Here is a 2566-nt window from a genome sequence, read left to right as displayed (position 1 = left end):
TGACGGCGGACATGCCAGTCTCCTTGTAGGCGGACAGGTGGTGTCCCTTTCTGCGGACAGTTGATCTCCCTGTCGATGGACAGCTGTTTGTTCGTGTCGTTGCCGATGTGGGTGTCCCTCCGGCGGTAACGCTCGTGGTCTCTGACCACGCACGAGCGACCCGTCCGGAGGGACTGTGAAGAAGTCTGACAGGGAGATCATGGAGATTCTTGAAGCGTTCGATACGACCAGGTGTGCGCACTCGGCGGCGGTGTTGGCGGGGGTGGATCCGAAGACGGTCCGCCGGTATGTCGCCGCTCGTGAGGCCGGGGTGCCGGTGACGGCGCCGGTGGCGCGGGCGAAGTTGATCGATCCGTTCGTGCCGAAGATCGAGGAGCTGATCGAGTCCTCGAAGGGCAAGGTCCGCGCCGATGTGGTGCATGAGCGGCTGGTCGCGATGGGGTTCACCGGGACCGAGCGGACCACGAGGCGGGCGGTGCGCGCGGCGCGGGCGGCGTGGTGGGCCGGGCATCGGCGCACGTATCGGCCGTGGATCACCGAGCCGGGGATGTGGCTTCAGTTCGACTGGGCCACCGGTCCGCTGGTGCCCGGCCCGGACGGGCGGGCCCGCTCGACGTCACTGTTCTGTGCGTGGCTGGCGTGGTCGCGGTTCCGGGTGGTGATTCCGGCCTGGGACCGGAAGATGGAGACGCTGCTGACCTGCCTGGACGCCACGGTCCGACGCGTGGGCGGGGTGGCGTCGTACCTGTTGACCGACAACGAGAAGACGGTCACTGTCGAGCACGTCGCGGGGGTCGCGCTGCGGCACCCGGTGATCGTGGCGGCCTCGCGCCATTACGGCACCCAGGTGATCACCTGCGTCCCGTACGACCCGGAGTCCAAGGGCGGCTCGGAGGCCAGCGTGCGGATCGCCAAGGCCGACCTGCTGCCCACGCAGGTCAACCTGGGCGAGCAGTACACCTCCTTTGGCGCGCTGCAGGACGCGTGTGTGGCGTTCGAGGACAAGGTCAACGGGCGCGTGCACCGTGAGACGGCGCGGGTGCCGGCCGAGATGCTCACCGAGGAGCAGGCCCGGCTGCACCCGGTCCCGGTGGCGCCGTTCACCGCGGCGTTGGGGGTGACCCGCATCGTCAACACCGATCAGACGGTGCGGTTCGGGTCGGTGCGCTACTCCACCCCGCCCGGACACGTCGGCACCGAGGTGTGGGTCCGCATCGATGGCGAGGAGATCGTCATCGTCGCTCACGCCCGTACCGGGCTGGTCGAGATCGCCCGGCACGCCCTGTCCACCCCGGGATGCCCGCGGATCAACCTCGATCACTATCCGGGGCATCCGCAAGACCCAAGCGGGGCACCGAAGGCGCCGACCCCTCGGGCCCGCACCGAGGCCGAGACGGCGTTCCTGGCCATCGGTGAGGGTGCCCGCTCGTGGCTGGTCGAGGCCGCCGCAGCGGGTGCCCAACGGGTGCGCTCGAAGATGAGCCACGCGGTCGAGCTCGCCGCCCTGGTCGGCCTCGAGCGTGTCGACGCCGCCCTGGGCGCGGCCGCCGCAGCCGGACGCTTCGACGACGGTGACCTGGCCTCGATCATCGACCACCACGCCACCTGCGCACCCAGCGCACAGCTGGTCTTCGCCGACGAGACCCACTCCGCCCAGCCCGGCACCAGCGCCTGGGCCGGTCTCGGCCACACCACCGGGGGGCAGCGGTGAGCGTGCGCCCCAAGGCCGCGCCGCCGCTGCCGGAGGAGCTGACCGCGGTCCTGACCCGGATGCGGCTGCCCTACCTGCGCGCCCTGGCCCCCGAGGTCCTGGCCACCGCCCGAGCCCAACGCTGGGACCCCGCCGAGGTCCTGCGGGTGCTGATCACCGAGGAGATCCGCGGCCGCGACGAAGCCACCCGGCGGATGCGCCGCAAGGCCGCCGGCCTACCCGCCGGGAAGACCTTCGACTCCTGGCGCGAACCCGACTCCTCCATCCCGGCAGCGACCCAAACCGGGCTCGCCACCCTCGAATGGATCGGCCGGCACGAGAACCTGGCCATCGCCGGACCCTCAGGAACCGGCAAGACCCACTTCGTCGAAGCCCTCGCCCACAAGGCCATCGACCACGGCATGCGGGTCGCCTGGTTCACCCTGGAGACCCTGACCGCCACCCTCGGCAAAGCCGCCGTCGACGGCTCCGTCGCCAAGGCCGTCGCCCGGATCACCCGCGCCGACCTGATCGTCATCGACGACATCGGCATGCTCCCCGCCGGACAAGCCGCCGCCGAATCTCTCTATCGCGTCATCGACGCCGCCTACGAGAGACGGTCCGTCGCCGTCACCTCCAACATTCACCCCTCCGGGTTCGACACCCTCATGCCCAAGACCCTGGCCACCGCCACCGTCGACCGGCTCCTACACCACGCCCACGTCATCGTCACCGACGGCACCAGCCTCCGCCTCAGCGACGCCACCGAAGGACGAGGAGTGATGCCCCTGACCTAACCCCCGACAGGGAGAACACCTGTCCGCCGACAGGGAAGTCACCTGTCCGCACACAAGGAAATCCCGCTGTCCGTTGACA

The 2566-nt window shown here is 70.1% G+C and carries 2 protein-coding genes; both read left to right on the top strand.

Features of this window, described 5'->3' with window-relative positions:
- Window positions 1–199 precede the first annotated feature (199 nt).
- The gene (gene istA / locus GA707_RS20540; RefSeq protein WP_152180309.1) at window positions 200–1711 is read left to right on the top strand and encodes an IS21 family transposase; all 1512 of its coding nucleotides are present in this window, start codon (window positions 200–202) and stop codon (window positions 1709–1711) included.
- Window positions 1708–2487, top strand: coding sequence for an IS21-like element helper ATPase IstB (istB, locus tag GA707_RS20535; RefSeq protein ID WP_226964012.1), 780 nt, complete (start codon window positions 1708–1710; stop codon window positions 2485–2487). The genes istA and istB overlap by 4 nt, the downstream gene beginning before the upstream one ends.
- The last annotated feature ends 79 nt before the right edge of the window (window positions 2488–2566 follow it).

This window comes from Nostocoides sp. F2B08 (assembly GCF_009184895.1).
Taxonomy (GTDB): domain Bacteria; phylum Actinomycetota; class Actinomycetes; order Actinomycetales; family Dermatophilaceae; genus F2B08.
This window is presented reverse-complemented; position numbering and strand designations above follow the sequence as displayed.